12 protein-coding genes and 1 riboswitch are annotated in these 14,567 nt (G+C 70.4%); of the genes, 10 read left to right on the top strand and 2 right to left on the bottom strand.

Annotated elements, in window-relative coordinates; genetic code table 11:
- Positions 1–43: 43 nt before the first annotated feature.
- The 6 genes from FH610_RS16055 to FH610_RS16030 all read left to right on the top strand — a co-directional run bounded on the left by FH610_RS16055 (position 44) and on the right by FH610_RS16030 (position 5,919).
- Positions 44–739, top strand: a complete 696-nt coding sequence (locus tag FH610_RS16055) for a type 1 glutamine amidotransferase domain-containing protein (protein ID WP_139575216.1) — start codon at positions 44–46, stop codon at positions 737–739.
- A gap of 931 nt (positions 740–1,670) precedes the next feature.
- Positions 1,671–2,501, top strand: coding sequence for a hypothetical protein (locus FH610_RS16050; protein WP_139575214.1), 831 nt, complete (start codon positions 1,671–1,673; stop codon positions 2,499–2,501).
- A gap of 352 nt (positions 2,502–2,853) precedes the next feature.
- Positions 2,854–3,342, top strand: a complete 489-nt coding sequence (locus FH610_RS16045; protein ID WP_139575213.1) for a hypothetical protein — start codon at positions 2,854–2,856, stop codon at positions 3,340–3,342.
- A gap of 105 nt (positions 3,343–3,447) precedes the next feature.
- Positions 3,448–3,723, top strand: a complete 276-nt coding sequence (locus FH610_RS16040) for a hypothetical protein (RefSeq protein WP_079319166.1) — start codon at positions 3,448–3,450, stop codon at positions 3,721–3,723.
- 8 nt (positions 3,724–3,731) lie between these two features.
- Positions 3,732–5,549, top strand: coding sequence for a glutamine--fructose-6-phosphate transaminase (isomerizing) (gene glmS, locus FH610_RS16035; protein ID WP_139575212.1), 1,818 nt, complete (start codon positions 3,732–3,734; stop codon positions 5,547–5,549).
- 94 nt (positions 5,550–5,643) lie between these two features.
- The gene (locus tag FH610_RS16030; RefSeq protein WP_139575211.1) at positions 5,644–5,919 is read left to right on the top strand and encodes a hypothetical protein; all 276 of its coding nucleotides are present in this window, start codon (positions 5,644–5,646) and stop codon (positions 5,917–5,919) included.
- A 235-nt stretch (positions 5,920–6,154) separates the two neighbouring features.
- Here the strand turns inward: FH610_RS16030 and FH610_RS16025 are convergent, their stop codons facing one another.
- Complete coding sequence (locus FH610_RS16025) at positions 6,155–6,778, bottom strand: hypothetical protein (RefSeq protein WP_139575210.1); 624 nt, start codon at positions 6,776–6,778, stop codon at positions 6,155–6,157.
- Positions 6,779–7,102: 324 nt separating this feature from the next.
- Between FH610_RS16025 and FH610_RS16020 the strand changes: the two genes are divergently transcribed.
- The 4 genes from FH610_RS16020 to FH610_RS16005 all read left to right on the top strand — a co-directional run bounded on the left by FH610_RS16020 (position 7,103) and on the right by FH610_RS16005 (position 12,884).
- Entirely contained in the window at positions 7,103–8,041 is a 939-nt protein-coding gene (locus tag FH610_RS16020; RefSeq protein WP_139575209.1) for a Bug family tripartite tricarboxylate transporter substrate binding protein, read from the top strand.
- A 45-nt stretch (positions 8,042–8,086) separates the two neighbouring features.
- Positions 8,087–8,322, top strand: a riboswitch (cobalamin riboswitch).
- A gap of 136 nt (positions 8,323–8,458) precedes the next feature.
- Positions 8,459–10,783 (top strand): ribonucleoside-diphosphate reductase subunit alpha, encoded by a 2,325-nt coding sequence (locus FH610_RS16015; RefSeq protein ID WP_139575208.1) that lies wholly within the window; start codon positions 8,459–8,461, stop codon positions 10,781–10,783.
- Positions 10,780–11,784, top strand: coding sequence for a ribonucleotide-diphosphate reductase subunit beta (locus FH610_RS16010; RefSeq protein ID WP_240808993.1), 1,005 nt, complete (start codon positions 10,780–10,782; stop codon positions 11,782–11,784). Before FH610_RS16015 ends, FH610_RS16010 begins: the two co-directional genes overlap by 4 nt.
- Before the next feature lie 44 nt (positions 11,785–11,828).
- Positions 11,829–12,884, top strand: a complete 1,056-nt coding sequence (locus FH610_RS16005) for a mechanosensitive ion channel family protein (protein ID WP_139575207.1) — start codon at positions 11,829–11,831, stop codon at positions 12,882–12,884.
- Positions 12,885–12,931: 47 nt separating this feature from the next.
- On the opposite strand, the gene FH610_RS16000 is transcribed toward FH610_RS16005, so the two are convergent.
- Positions 12,932–14,518: an oxidoreductase gene (locus tag FH610_RS16000; RefSeq protein WP_139575206.1), complete on the bottom strand. Its 1,587-nt coding sequence runs from the start codon at positions 14,516–14,518 to the stop codon at positions 12,932–12,934.
- Positions 14,519–14,567 lie beyond the last annotated feature (49 nt).

The following is a 14,567-nucleotide window of genomic DNA, read 5'->3' as shown; positions in this document are numbered from 1 at the left end:
GCGCCTCGTGTACATGCCGAGGCCCGTCGAGAGAGTCACAGCAATGGCACAGATCCTTTTCGTCATGACCGGCACCGGCCAGTTGAGGCTGGCCGACGGCACCTCGCACCCCACCGGCTACTGGGCGGAGGAGTTCCTCGCGCCGTACCGCGCGTTCACGGAGACGGGGTACGAGGTCGTCGTCGCGACTCCGGGCGGTGTCGTGCCGCCGGTCGACCGGGCCAGCTTGGCGCCGGAGTTCAACGGGAGGCAGGAGGGCGCGGACGCCGTCGCCGCGGCGCTGGAGACCGCCGTGGAACTACGCCGTCCGATCGCATTGGAGAAGGCCGACCCGGGCGAGTACGCGGCCGTGTTCTACCCGGGCGGGCACGGGCCGATGGAGGACCTCGCGTCCGACGCCGACTCGGCCCGGTTGCTCACCGTGGCGATCGAGTCCGGCACGCCGCTCGGCCTCGTCTGCCATGGTGTGGCCGCCTTGGCCGGCACCGCGGACGGTGACGGGACCTCGCCCTTCGTCGGCTACCGCGTCACCGGCTTCACCAGGGCGGAGGAGGAGCAGGCCGGCCTCGCCGACCGGATGGAGTGGGTGCTGGAGGACCGGCTGGTGGCGCTGGGCCTGCGCTTCTCCGCCGGCGCGCCGTGGGCACCGCACGTCGTCGTCGACCGCACCCTGCACACCGGGCAGAACCCGGCTTCGTCCGCCCCGCTGGCCGCCGCACTGCTGAAGACGCTGAACTGACCCGGCCCCGGTCCTGTTGTGGCACTGCCTGCCGCCGACGCTCACGACACTGCCTGGCGCGGGACAATCTGACGATCAGGCCGTCATGCCAGTGTCCAAGTCATGTGATCACGTCCCGGAACACGGGCCGGTTCTGAGCGGCGGGAAGGACATACCCCTCCCGCCGCCTCTGTTCTTGCTGGACCTGCCGTTTCCTGTACGAGGCGCCCTTCTCCGTGCTCGCCTCGTTACGGCGAGGGAAGTTTGCGGGACTATTCAATTTCCCGAATTTGGCGACGTTTGCCGCCGGGCCGGAGCCTATCTAGATTATTCGCCCAGGTGTTGTGCGGACCAGTGTATTGCTGATACAAGTTCACGTGACATCCCGCATACTCGCGAACGGGGTATTTGTGAGAAAGTCGCAAAGCGTTCTCCTGGCATCACCGACGGTTTCTGCACGGTGACCAGGGAGGGGCAAAGCGCTGGTAGCCGCCCTGGTCGTGGTGGTGCTCGAGACGGGGGGCCTACCAGTGGCGACAGTCCGGACTGTTGGATAGTCGTGGTGGCGGCGGAGTGAGTCTCCGGTATCACCACGACCCGCGTCACATCTGACGATAGGGACAGTCGTGCGGGTTGATCCCGGCTCCTGATGAGTGTCGCGGCCGGTACGCACCCTGCCCTTCGACCGCGGGCGAGTGATTCAGCATGTCGCGAACCGCGCCCCGGCGGCGTCTCGCGAAACGTTTCCTGGCAACGCCTTCAGCATCCAGTCGGCATCGGTGCCGGTGGCGCTTGAACGAGTGCAGATCGTGCCGCTCGGGCCTTGGTATACACGCTGACGGGCGCGCAGCGGGTGAAGGTCATTGCTTATTGTGGCTAGGGCATCGTCACGGCAATCGGAAAGGCTGGATGTATGGCTGGTCCAACCGATGGGCGTACGCGGGGCATGCGGATGACCGGCCTGATCGGCCTGGCGATATGCATGACGCTGGCCGGGGTCGCCGTGTGGTTCCTTTCGACGTCCGCGCGGCGGGCGCACCGAATGCTGACGGTTCTCGGGAATGCGACGCAGGTCGCCCACCCGGAGTACCGGATGCGCTTACAACCTCCGGATGGAGTGTTCTCACTCACCCTCCCGCTGTCCTTCGAGCGGCAGTCGTCCGGTGACTCAAACGGCCGGCAGGAGGTGGTGGAGAACGCGCTGGGCGACCTCACCGTCGTCCCCTCGTTCCCCAGCACGGATATGACCGGTTATCTGCGGGAATTTGCCGGCGGCAAGGGGGTGGATCCTGTCGTGCGGGAAGCGGCGGAGCGAGAGGTCAGAGGACTCGGGAAAGCGGTGCGCGCGACGGCTCTCGTGGAATTGACGAGGCCCCTCGCCGAGCCGGAGCTCGTCGAGGAGATGAAGCCGTACGGCTTCGGTCCACAGGACATGGACAAGTACTTCTTCATGTCGTCGGCGGTCCCGGCGGTGGCGAAGCCGGTCTTCTGGTCGGCTCTCGGCGGTTGCGCCGAACGCGGATTGGGCGATTGCGACGAGCGCTCCGCGACGAAGCAGTTCCAGCAGTGGGTCGGCTCGCTGGCCGATGACGACCGGCACAACCTGCGCAGGCTCGGTCTTGATCTGAAGGTCTTACGCGACGCCGCCGCCGACGGCCATGTGTACGGTTTCGTCGTCAACTGGATGACGAGGGAAGACCTCTTGGGCCTGCTCGGGAAGCCGGATGTGCGCAACGTCTACGTCGTTGAGGCGGTGCCCCACTCCGATCGCGTGCCGCACTGAGTAGGAGGCGCCGATGACAGGGCGAACACGCAGGAAGCGGCCACTGGTTCTTCCCGTCGTCCTGATCGGGATGCTCGTGGCCGGGGTCGGCGGGTGCTCCGCGCGCACGGATGACGGGCACGCGATGGCTGTCTGGAGGAACCTCCTGGCGGTGACGAATCCCGATTACCGGGTCGTCCAATTCGGTGGAGCCGGCGACGACTACCGTGAGGGTTGGACCACAGTCGAAGCCCGGCGGCCGTCGCCCTCTACTGGCTCGGAATACGGGGGGTGGAGCACTCGGGTCGACGATGCCGAGGGCGCGGCGGACGTCTCGAGGAACCTGAGCGGGTGGAGCCTGACGGCCGCGCTCGTGAAGCTCGATGCGGAGCCGCTGCAGGACGAGGACGAGAGACGGCAGGTGAAGCGTGTGCTGCGGTCGCTCGGTTCGTCCGTGAAGGTCGAGGTGGTCGTCGGGTTGCGCGAGTCGCTGCCCGAGCCCGAGGTGACGAAGCTCACCGTCAGGACGCCGGACGTGCTGCTGTTCTCCACCGGGCCGAACGGAAAGCCCCTGTCCTGGGACGGCTCCAAGTACTGCGACTCCCGGGGCTTCGACGCCTGGTGCTCGTCGGGCGTCAAACCGTCACTCACCCAGGAGTTCGAGACCTGGGTCTCTCTGCTCGGGCCGGGCGACGAGAAGGCGCTGGCCGCCTTCGGGCTGCATCTGGACGAGCTCAAATCCGTCCCCGATCGTGGCGTTCACGGCTTCGTCCTCAGCGGGTGGCCCGCGGACCTGCTGCCCCTCGCCGACGATCCCAGGGTCATGTCGCTTCGCGTGGCCGACATCGTCCTGGAGGAGTGAGGCGCCCAAGAGGACGCGACCCGGGGCGATCTCCGGACTGATCCTGCCCGAAAACGGGCAGGAAACTTGTTAGTCGGCGTCCTTGCTGCGTTAGGGTCCTGCTCTGTGTCCACGGCACGGCATCCCTTCGAGGATCTGATCGGCCACCTCACCCGGACCACTTCATTGGGGCCGGGGGAGGCGGCTCGCGTGGTGGCCGACGTCCTGACGTACTTCGGCGAGCCCGCGGAAGAGTACGTGCGGCGCCGCCACGGCGAACTCAAGTCGAGGGGGCTGACGAACGACCAGATCTTTCCCAGAATCTCCGCCGAGCTCGCGGGAAGACGTGTCGCGGCACCGGAGCTGACCCTGCGCCAGCTCCGGCGGATCGTTTACGGATAGGAGCGGTTATGTGCGGAATCGTCGCTTACGTCGGGCCTAAGGATGCGGCGCCCATCCTGCTCGAAGGTCTCCAGCGGCTGGAGTACCGGGGCTACGACTCGGCCGGCCTCGCCGTCGTGAACGCCAAGAGCCTCAAGACGCGCAAGGTCAAGGGCCGGGTCGCCGACCTGGCGGCGGCGGTGCCCGCGAAGTTCAAGGGCACGAGCGGCATCGGCCACACCCGGTGGGCCACGCACGGCGCGCCCAGCGATGTGAACGCGCACCCGCACCTCGACCAGGAGCAGCGGATCGCCGTCGTGCACAACGGCATCATCGAGAACGCCGACGAGCTGCGCCGCCGCCTGGAGGGCGAGGGTGTGAAGTTCGAGAGCGAGACCGACAGCGAGGTGCTCTCGCATCTCATCGGGCGCGTGGTCAAGGACACCGACTCGCTGCGGGAGGCCGTCCTGCGGGCGCTGAAGAGCGTGGTCGGCACGTACGGCATCGCCGTCATCGACGCGCAGCGGCCCGGCGAGATCGTGGTGGCCCGCAACGGCAGCCCGATCGTGCTCGGCCTCGGCGAGAAGGAGATGTTCGCCGCCTCCGACGTCGCCGCGCTCATCCGCTACACGCGCCAGGTCGTCCACCTGGAGGACGGTGAGCTCGCGGTCATCAAGGCCGACGGGTTCAACACGTTCACCGGCGACGCCAGGGAGACGGCCAAGGAGCCGTTCACGGTCGACTGGGACGCCGGCCACTACGACAACGGCGGCTACGAGCACTACCTGCTCAAGGAGATCTCCGAGCAGCCCGACACGGTCGCCCGCACGCTGCGCGGCCGGCTCGACGACCGGTTCCACATCGCCCACCTCGGCGGCCTGAACATGGACGCCCGCGAGACCCGCTCGTTCCGCCGGGTGAAGATCATCGGCTGCGGGTCCGCGTACTACTCCGGCCAGATGGGCGCGCAGCTCATCGAGGAGCTGGCCCGCATCCCCGCCGACGCCGAGCCCGCGTCGGAGTTCCGCTACCGCAGCCCCGTCGTCGAGCCCGACACCCTGTACGTCGCGATCAGCCAGTCGGGGGAGACCTACGACACGCTCGCCGCCGTGCAGGAGCTCAAGCGCAAGGGCGGCCGGGTGCTCGGCATCGTCAACACCGTCGGCAGCGCCATCGCCCGGGAGACCGACGGCGGCATCTACCTGCACGCCGGTCCCGAGGTCTCGGTGGCCTCCACCAAGGCGTTCATCTCCACGGCCGTGGCGTTCGCGCTGCTCGCCCTGCACCTCGGCCGCGTACGCGACCTGTCGCCGGCCGACGGCCGCAGGATCTGCGAGGGCCTGCGCCGGCTCCCCGAGCAGATCAAGGAGATCCTCACGCTGGAGGACCGGATCAGGGAGCTGGCGAAGAAGTACGCCGACTCGCCGGGCATGATGTTCGTCGGCCGGGTGCGCGGCTACCCGGTGGCCCGCGAGGGCGCGCAGAAGCTCAAGGAGATCTCCTACGTCCACGCCGAGGCGTATCCGGCGAGCGAGCTCAAGCACGGCCCGCTCGCGCTGATCAGCCCCGAGCTGCCGACGGTCGCGATCGTCCCCGACGACGAGCTGCTGGACAAGAACCTCACCACGCTGGGCGAGATCCGGGCCCGGCACGGGCGGATCCTCATGGTCGGCCACCGCACCTCCGAGGCGGCCGACGACTGCATCGTGGTGCCCAAGAACGAGGTCGAGCTCGACCCCATCCTGCTCACGATCCCGCTGCAGCTGTTCGCCTACCACGCCGCCGTCGCCCTGGACCGCGACGTCGACCGCCCGCGCAACCTCGCCAAGAGCGTGACGGTCGAGTAGCCCCTCCGCTCCCCGTCCGGCTCGCGCCGGGGACGCGAGCCGGACGGTCCGGGGTTCGGCGCAATGCCGCGCGGCCCGGCGCCGATGTACGGGTATGCATGTGACCTACTTCGCGATGGCGCTGCCCGTCGTCGCCGTACTCGTGTTCACCCTGGTGCGGGCCGCACGCCGGAGCCGTGAGCAGTTCGGGCGCGTACGGCAGATCGCCCGGCAGCAGTTGCCCGAGTCGGCGCCGCAGCGGACCGAGCTGGAGGAGCTGGTGAACCTTCTCCAGGCGCGTCTCAATCGGACGCAGTGGGCCCAGTTGCTCCTTGGCGCGGTGATCGGATACGCCGTCCAACTCGTGGGCGACGCCCTGCTCGGCAAGTGAAGGGAAGGGGAGGGCCGGCGGAGTCCGGCGCGGCGTGACGAGCCGGTGAAGGGGTCGCCGCAGTCTTGTACGGGTGCCGGGTCTGACGAATCTGACATCTCTCGGGACGCGTATTCTGACGTCGGTCTCACGCCTGGCGACTTTTGTTGGCGGCGACGGCGGCGGAGACGATCGCGTCCTGCGTGCCCGCGCCCCTGACAGCAAGCGGAACCCGCCCGAAAGCGGGACGGCGCCCTCAGTCGAACCAGACGACCAGACGCACGCCTTCGGGCCCGAACCGCTGCGCCAGCGCCCGCATCACCGCGAAGACGTGCTCCCACCCGGTGCCCGGTCCCAGCACGTCCAGTCGCGTCACCGGGCCGTACTCGAGGGTCTGTCCCGAGATCTCCCAGCGGCCCGCGGGGGCCCCGACGGGCGAGGTGCCCAAGGGCGGCATGCCGTACCGCTCGACGACCTCATCGGGCCACCGGTCGTCGATCCGATACCGCGTGATCGAGTAGCCGCCTTCCGAGTGCACATCGAGCACTCCTCGGGCGGCGGGGCGGACGGTCATGTCCAGATCACGAAGCTCCGCCCATGAGACCCATGTGCTGCCATGAATGGCGGCATCCAACCGCGCGCAGTTCTCATAGTGGGTACGGACGGGTCCTGAAACGTCGGCCGGCAGGCCACGGCCGGCCGCGACAGGGGCCCAGTCAAGCCGGTTGCGAATGCCGAAGAGGCAACCGAGCGATGCGTAGTCATTGACGCCATAGAGCGGGTAAAGAGGCAGGGAAACGCTCCACGCGTCTCCCTCGTACCAGTCCTCGTCGGCGTGCGGGTGACGCATCTCTATGAATCCGTAGATGTCGGTGCCCATCCGGACAGGCTAGGGGTGTGGGCGCGAGGCGCGGGCTTTTCTGTGGGCTGTTTCGTCCTCGCGCAATCAACTGTGCGCTTTTCATAGCCCCGGAACCAGGCAATTCGGCGGCAGCATGTTGCCCGGGGATTGCAGCTTCCTGCCACCGCCCTCCCGCATGTCCACGTCCTCTGGCAGCAAGCGGCACGACCCTCGTGCTCCCGCAGGCCACCGCCGCGGCCCGCCTACCGATCACCGCAGCCGTAACGTCCGTTATGTGGTGACATGGTGTAGTTACTCATAGTCTGTGCGTGTAAGGGGCTCTTCGGGTAGGAGGGTGCCGACATGCGACGCCGTACGGTCCTCGCGCTGGGGGCCCTGGCCCTCGCGGGCGCGTGCGGCGTCCAGGCGCCGCCACATCGCCGGGAGCTCTCCCTGGCCGTCCCGGGCCCGCCCGGAGGCTGCGGGGACGGCGTCGCCGCCGGGTTCAAGTCGCTCGTCGAGGGGCGTGGCTGGGCCCGGGCCGTACGGATCAGGCGGGAGGCCGGCGACGGCGGGACGGCTCTCGCCCGGACGGGCGGGCCGCGGACCGACCTGGTGATCGCCGATCCCGCACTGCTGGCCGCCTGCGCGCTGGCCCGCGACCCCCTCCTGGTCGCCAGGGCCGTCCCGCTCGCGCGACTGACGGGGGAGTGGGAGGTGCTGGTCGCCTCGCCCGACTCGGGTTACCGCACGTTCGAGCAGTTCGCCGCCGCGCTGCTACGCGATCCCGGAGGGCCCAGGGTCGCGGGCGGCGCCGACCGCGGCCCGGAGCACCTGCTGCTCGGCATGACCGCGCAGGGCCTGGGAGCCGACCCGCGCCTGCTCGACTACGTCGCGTTCGGCAGCAGGGCGCAGGCCGTCGCCGCGGTCCTCGACGGGCGGCTCGCGCTCGGGTTCGGCAGCAGGCGCGAGGTCGCCCCTCACGTGCGCGCAGGACGGCTGCGGCCGCTCGCGGTCTCCTCCGCCGAGCGGCTGCCCGGGGTGGACGCGCCGACGCTGGCGGAGTCGGGCGTACGGGTCGTGTACGCCGACTGGACGGGGCTGATCGCCCCCCGCGGCACGCCGGGGCGGGACGCCCTGCTCGACCTGTGCCGGGCCGTCACCGGCACTCCCGGCTGGCGGAGCCTGTGCGACCGCAACGACTGGACGCCGATGTGGCTCGACGGCGACGACTTCAGCCAATGGCTCGTCGGCGAGGCGCGCCGCACGGCCCTGCTCCTCAATGATCTCGGACTCCGCTGAAAAACACAACTTGTAGGGGCGCTTGCGGGAAGGGCCACAAGATGTAGGATCCATCGCGTTGCTGGTTCACCCCAGGTGAGGCAAGAGGGAACCCGGTGCGAATCCGGGACTGCCCCGCAGCGGTGAGCGGGAACGACCGCCGTGAGCACCGTGCCTTGAGCACTGTGTTTGTCAGCACTGGGCGCGAGCGCGCCCGGGAAGCGACGGCCAGTAGGACCGGTGGGCGCGAGCCCGTCCGGACGCCCGCGAGTCCGAAGACCTGCCAGTGACGCGCGCGCATGGGCGCGCGCCCCGCGCCGGGCCCCGAGGGCGGGCTCGCCGCAACGTCACGGCACGGTTCCCTCTCGTGCGCGTGCGCCGCGGCATGCCTCCCCTCAGGTCCGGCCGGGACACGGAACGACGAGGAGAGGGCATCTGATGACCATCACCGACCCGGCCTCCGCGTCCGCGGACCCCGCTTCACGTGAGCGCGGCGGGCCGCGGGCTCCGGCGGGAGACCGCGGACCCGACGCCCCGCACGGCTCCGTCCCCGCCGGCGGCGCCCTGCGGCAGGCCGAGGCCCGCGCGGACGACGCGTGGGACGCGGCGGCCGTCCGGCAGGCGATCGAGGAGGCGGCGGCCGGGGTCATCGCCGACCCGGAGAACTCACGCCGGGCGGCCCGGCTGCTGAGCGGGCTGATCGCGGAGGAGACGGCGGCCGAGGGGGTGCGCACCTTCTCGGAGTCGGTCGCCGCCGCCCACGCCGCCGGGCTGCTGGGCGACGCCGTCGCCGCGTTCGTGGCCGGCGAGGCCGAGGCGCTCGACGCGCTGATCGACCCGGCGGCCGACGACCGGTTCGAGTACTTCGGGCTGCGCACGGTCTACGACCGCTACCTGCTGCGCCACCCGGTCACCCGGCGCGTGCTCGAACGCCCGCAGCACTTCCTGCTGCGCGTCGCCTGCGGCCTGTCTGCCACGGTGGCCGAGGCGGCCGAGCTGTACGGCCTGATGTCCACACTGGCCTACCTGCCCAGCTCTCCGACGCTGTTCAACTCGGGCGCGCGCCGGCCGCAGCTGTCGTCGTGCTTCCTGCTCGACTCGCCCCGCGACGAGCTGGAGAGCATCTACGAGCGGTACGGCCAGGTGGCGCGGCTGTCGAAGTACTCCGGCGGCATCGGCATCGCCTGGACGCGGGTGCGCTCGCGCGGATCGCTGATCCGGGGCACCAACGGCCTGTCCAACGGCATCGTCCCCTGGCTGCGCACGCTCGACGCGTCGGTGGCGGCCGTCAACCAGGGCGGCAGGCGCAAGGGCGCGGCCTGCGTCTACCTGGAGACCTGGCACGCCGACATCGAGGAGTTCCTGGAGCTTCGCGACAACACGGGCGAGGAGTCGCGCCGCACGCACAACCTCAACCTGGCCAACTGGGTGCCCGACGAGTTCATGCGCCGCGTCGAGGCGGACGGCACGTGGTCGCTGTTCGACCCCAAGGAGGCCCCCGAGCTGACCGACCTGTGGGGCGAGGCGTTCGACGCCCGCTATCGCGAGCTGGAGGCCGCCGGGCGATACGTCCGGCAGGTGCCGGCCCGCGCCCTGTACGCCCGGATGATGCGCACCCTCGCCCAGACGGGCAACGGCTGGATGACGTTCAAGGACGCCGCCAACCGGGCCTCCAACCAGACCGCGCGGCCCGGCAACGTCATCCACCTGTCCAACCTGTGCACCGAGATCCTGGAGGTCACCAGCGACGGCGAGACCGCCGTCTGCAACCTCGGCTCGGTCAACCTCGCCGCGCACCTGACCCCCGAGGGCGACGCCGTCGACTTCGGCGGGCTGCGCGCCACCGTCCGCACCGCCGTACGGTTCCTGGACCGGACGATCGACCTCGGCTTCTACCCGACGCCCGAGGCGGAGGCGGCGAACCGGAAGTGGCGGCCCGTGGGGCTCGGCGTCATGGGCCTCGCCGACGTGTTCTTCGCGCTGCGCCTGCCGTTCGACTCGCCGGAGGCGCTGGCGCTGTCGACCCGCATCGCCGAGGAGATCGCGCTCGCGGCGTACGGCACCTCGGCCGACCTGGCCGCCGAACGCGGGCGCCACCCCGCCTACGAGGAGACGCGGGCGGCGGACGGCGTCCTGCACCTCGACCACTACCCGTGCGCCCCGGCGCATCCCGAGGAGTGGGCCGCGCTGCGGGCCAGGATCGCGCGGACCGGGCTGCGCAACTCCCTGCTCGTGGCGATCGCGCCGACGGCCACGATCGCCTCGATCGCGGGCTGCTACGAGTGCGTCGAGCCGCAGGTGTCCAACGTCTTCAAGCGTGAGACGCTGTCGGGGGAGTTCCTCCAGGTCAACCGGTATCTCGTGCGGGACCTTCAGGCTCTCGGCCTGTGGACCAAGCCGATGCGCGACGCGATCAAACTCAACGACGGCTCGATCCAGGAGATCGCCGCCGTCCCGGACGAGCTCAAGACGCTCTACCGCACCGCCTGGGAGCTGCCGCAGAAGGCGCTCGTCGACCTGGCCGCCGCGCGGCAGCCGTACGTCGACCAGTCGCAGTCGCTCAACCTCTTCATGGCCGCCCCCACCATCGGCAAGCTCTCCTCGATGTACGCCTACGCCTGGCGGTCGGGCCTGAAGACCACCTACTATCTGCGCTCCCGTCCGGCGACGCGGATCGCCCAGACCACCGTGCCGGCCGTCACCCCCGCCGAGGCGGTCGCCTGCTCCCTTGAGAACCCGGAGATCTGCGAGGCATGCCAATGAGAACGATGCTGCTCGACCCCGGTATGGACCTGACTCTGCGCCCGATGCGCTACCCGGGGTTCTACGAGAGGTACCGCGCGGCGATCAGGAACACCTGGACGGTCGAGGAGGTCGATCTCGCCTCCGATCTCGCCGACCTCGCGACCCTCGACGAGGGGGAACGGCACCTGATCAACCGGCTCGTGGCGTTCTTCGCCACCGGCGACTCGATCGTGGCCAACAACCTGGTGCTGAACCTCTACCAGCACGTGAACGCCCCCGAGGCGCGCCTTTACCTCAGCAGGCAGCTGTTCGAGGAGGCGGTGCACGTCCAGTTCTACCTGACCCTGCTGGACACCTACCTGCCCGACCACGACGAGCGGGTGAAGGCGTTCGCCGCCGTCGAGCACATCCCGTCGATCCGCGCCAAGGCCGAGTTCTGCTTCCGCTGGATCGACTCCATCAGCGAGCTGAACCGGCTGGAGACCCGGGAGGACCAGCGGGCCTTCCTGCTCAACCTCGTCTGCTTCGCCGCCTGCATCGAGGGGCTGTTCTTCTACGGCGCCTTCGCGTACGTCTACTGGTTCCGCTCGCGCGGGCTGCTCGGCGGCCTCGCGACCGGCACCAACTGGGTGTTCCGCGACGAGTCGATGCACATGGAGTTCGCCTTCGAGGTGGTGGACACCGTACGCCGCGAGGAGCCGGACCTCTTCGACGACGACCTGGGGGCCCAGGTGACGCGGATGATGGAGGAGGCGGTCGCCGCCGAGCTCGCCTTCGCCCGCGATCTGTGCGGCGACGGGCACGGCGTCATGAGCGCCGGCAACATGCGGCGCTACCTGGAGTACGTCGCCGACCGCAGGCTCACCCGGCTCGGCCTGCCCGCGCGATACGGCACGGACAACCCCTTCCCGTTCATGGAGTTCCAGGACGTGCAGGAGCTGGCGAACTTCTTCGAGCGCCGGGTCTCGGCCTACCAGGTGGCCGTCGAGGGTGACGTCAGTTTCGACGAGGCCTTCTGACTCATCCGGTTTTCGGCGCTCCCGTAAAGGGCAAAGGGAACGCCATGACGACGACAGGGGGCGCCGTCACAGCGGCAGCGTGGAACTGGGCGACCTTGGCGATCGCCGTGGCCGCCGCGATCGTCGCGGTGGAACTGGTCCGGCGGGTGCTGAAATCGCGCCTGATAGGGGAGCGGTGGGCGCTCGCCGGGCCGTTCGTGCGCAGGTGCACCTGGCCGGGCTTCGCCTCGGCCGTGGTGGGCACCGTCAAGGCGGCCTACGACCCCGACATGCCCGGGTCGGACTCCAACGGCTTCCAGCGCGTGCTCGCGCTGCTGCTGATCGCCTGCGTGACCTGGTTGATGATCCAGGCGGCGTACGCGGTGACCGACGTCGTCCTCGACCGGCTGACGCGGGTCGAGGGCGAGCGCAACCGCCGCGCCCGGCGCATCCGCACCCAGATCACACTGGTGCGCCGGGTGTCGGCGGCGGTCGTCGTGGTGCTCGCGCTGGGGGCGATGCTGTTCACCTTCCCGCAGGTGCGGGCGCTCGGCGCGGGACTGCTCGCCTCCGCGGGGATCGCCGGCGTGGTGGGCGGCATCGCGGCCCAGTCCACGCTCGGCAACATGCTGGCCGGGCTGCAGCTCGCCTTCAGCGACGCGCTGCGGCTCGACGACGTGGTCGTGGTGGAGGACGAGTGGGGCCGCATCGAGGAGCTGACCCTCACCTACGTGGCGCTGCGCCTGTGGGACGAGCGGCGGCTCATCCTGCCCGTGTCCTACTTCACCACCAATCCGTTCGAGAACTGGACGCGCCACGAGAGCCGCATCCTCGGCAGCGTGTACCTCCGGGTGGACTGGTCGATCCCGGTCGAGGAGGTGCGCACCGAGCTCTACCGGGCGCTGCGGGAGAACCCGCTGTGGGACCAGAAGGACTGGACGCTCCAGGTCACCGACATCACCCCGGAGGGGCTGGTCGAACTGCGCGCCCTGATGAGCGCGGCCGACTCGGCGAGCGCCTTCGACCTGCGCTGCGACATCCGCGAGCACCTGGTGAAGTTCATCCGCGAGAAGTACCCCGAGAGCCTCCCGCGCCTGCGCGTCGAGACCCCCGCACGCTGAGCGTCGCATCCGCCCTTGCCCGCCGGCCGCCAGACCGGTGACGGGTGTCAGGGGGCGTTGGACGGCCGCAGGAGCCTGCTCGCGCCGGCGATGAGCGCGGTGGCGAGGATCCAGCCCGCGGCGATCAGGCCGTTCGCCAGCCACTGGGTCAATCCGGCCGGCTCCCAGGCGCCCCGCTGCTCGAACACGCTCACCGGCACGAGCAGGTCGAGCGTGTAGACGAAGGCGTTGAAGTGGCGCGACTCGTCCAGCCCGATCTGGTGCGGCGGCCACTGCGTGAAGATCGCCGTACCCGTCGCGAGGAGCAGCGCGGCCCACAGGCCGGCGAGCCAGGGCCGGTAGCCGTAGCCGACGAGCCCGTCGAGCAGCCGGCCCCACAGCCGCCCGGGCACCCGCAGCGTCCGCCGCCGCGCCCGCTGCCTGGCCAGCAGCACCCGGCGCGCGTCAGGCTCGTGCCCGATCCGCCGGCAGTAGGCGGCCAGCTGCTCGTACGGCTGGGGGCGGTAGCCTCCGGGGTCGCGCCGCAGCCAGGAGAGCCGGTCCGCCAAGGTCGCGGGCCCGCGCAGCGACTCGTACGTCAGCCCGTTGAGCCGTACGTCGCCCGGGTAGCTCTCCGGACGGTCGAACAGCACACCGAAGCGGGAGTAGCCGAGGTTGACCTCGCCCTCGATCGACTCGGGCAGCAGGATGAGCTCGTCCGCCTGCATGTGGCTCAGGTGCAGCACCCGGCCCCGCGCCCGCAACACCGCCCCGTGGAACGACAGGACCCCGCCGATGCGCGCGCCGCGCAGCCGTACGGTTCCGTGGGCGGTGAAACCCGCGCCGAGCTCGGCCGCGGCGGCCTGCAGGTGGTCGGCGTGCACGGCGGGGCTGCCGTCCGCGGTGACGACGGCGCCCTGGAGGTAGAGCCCGCTGGAGAAGCGGGCGCCGATCAGCCGCAGGCCGCCCGTGGCCCGCATGTCGCGTAAGAAGGCGCTGCCGTCCACGACGAGCCCGCCGGCCCACAGCGCGACCGACTCCCAGGTCCGCGGCTCCTCCGATCCCTCGGGCCCGTTCCAGGAGCCCGCCTCCGGCGGGTCCGCCCCCGGTTCCCGGTATGGCGCCTCACCGGGGGTGCCCACCCGCGTGCCGGAGAGCCGGAGCTGCCCGGTCACGTGGGCGTTGTCCAGGCGCACCCCCGCGCGGACGACCGATCCGTCGAGGTCGAGGAGCCCGTCGACCGTGGCCCGGCTGGCCCGGAAGCGGAAGATGTCGCAGCGCCGCAGCCGCACGCCCCTGGTCCTGGCGTCGTTGAGCGAGACCGTTCCGGCGATGTGGCAGTCGAGCAGGTGGACCTTCGCCTCGATCGTGGCGTCGGACAGGTTGAGATCGCCGACGATCCGCGCTCCGGCGAGCCGGACGCCCGGCACCCGGCCCGATCCGCCGATGCCCCGGTCGAGCACCAGGGCGGAGATCACCTCCGCCCGGACCACCCGGGAGCGGCCCCACAAGCCTTTCGAGCCCCACGCGCCGCCGGAGGAGGCGTCCGTCTCCCGGCCATGGCGCAGGTCGACCCAGCCGCCGGTGGGGTAGGCGTCCCAGAGCCGTCGCTCGGCGGGGGTGAGCCGGCGGAAAGGGGGCCGCGATCTTCCCATAGGCCGACGATATCGCCGATCTTCGAAGGGGCCGGCGCTCCGGCGGACC

The sequence above is a fragment of the Microbispora catharanthi genome (assembly GCF_006334915.2).
Taxonomy (GTDB): Bacteria; Actinomycetota; Actinomycetes; order Streptosporangiales; family Streptosporangiaceae; genus Microbispora; species Microbispora catharanthi.
This window is presented reverse-complemented; position numbering and strand designations above follow the sequence as displayed.

Coding starts and splice junctions, on each gene's coding strand:
- FH610_RS16020 (WP_139575209.1), top strand. CDS start 7,103: ATGCGACGCCGTACGGTCCTCGCGCTGGGGGCCCTGGCCCTCGCGGGC.
- FH610_RS16030 (WP_139575211.1), top strand. CDS start 5,644: ATGCATGTGACCTACTTCGCGATGGCGCTGCCCGTCGTCGCCGTACTC.
- FH610_RS16010 (WP_240808993.1), top strand. CDS start 10,780: ATGAGAACGATGCTGCTCGACCCCGGTATGGACCTGACTCTGCGCCCG.
- FH610_RS16015 (WP_139575208.1), top strand. CDS start 8,459: ATGACCATCACCGACCCGGCCTCCGCGTCCGCGGACCCCGCTTCACGT.
- glmS (WP_139575212.1), top strand. CDS start 3,732: ATGTGCGGAATCGTCGCTTACGTCGGGCCTAAGGATGCGGCGCCCATC.
- FH610_RS16005 (WP_139575207.1), top strand. CDS start 11,829: ATGACGACGACAGGGGGCGCCGTCACAGCGGCAGCGTGGAACTGGGCG.
- FH610_RS16025 (WP_139575210.1), bottom strand. CDS start 6,778: ATGGGCACCGACATCTACGGATTCATAGAGATGCGTCACCCGCACGCC.
- FH610_RS16000 (WP_139575206.1), bottom strand. CDS start 14,518: ATGGGAAGATCGCGGCCCCCTTTCCGCCGGCTCACCCCCGCCGAGCGA.
- FH610_RS16055 (WP_139575216.1), top strand. CDS start 44: ATGGCACAGATCCTTTTCGTCATGACCGGCACCGGCCAGTTGAGGCTG.
- FH610_RS16050 (WP_139575214.1), top strand. CDS start 1,671: ATGACCGGCCTGATCGGCCTGGCGATATGCATGACGCTGGCCGGGGTC.